General features: G+C 51.8%; 1 rRNA gene. It reads left to right on the forward strand.

What is annotated here, in order from left to right:
• A 16S ribosomal RNA gene (locus tag AACY52_RS31970) occupies positions 1-255 on the forward strand; the annotation flags it as partial.

Below are 255 nucleotides of genomic sequence, written 5' to 3' on the forward strand. Positions count from 1 at the left end.
CCGGCTAACTCTGTGCCAGCAGCCGCGGTAATACAGAGGGTGCAAGCGTTAATCGGAATTACTGGGCGTAAAGCGCGCGTAGGTGGTTTGTTAAGTTGGATGTGAAATCCCCGGGCTCAACCTGGGAGCTGCATTCAAAACTGACTGACTAGAGTATGGTAGAGGGTGGTGGAATTTCCTGTGTAGCGGTGAAATGCGTAGATATAGGAAGGAACACCAGTGGCGAAGGCGACCACCTGGACTAATACTGACACT

This window comes from Pseudomonas sp. EA_65y_Pfl1_P113, assembly GCF_963970525.1.
Classification (GTDB): domain Bacteria; phylum Pseudomonadota; class Gammaproteobacteria; order Pseudomonadales; family Pseudomonadaceae; genus Aquipseudomonas; species Aquipseudomonas tritici.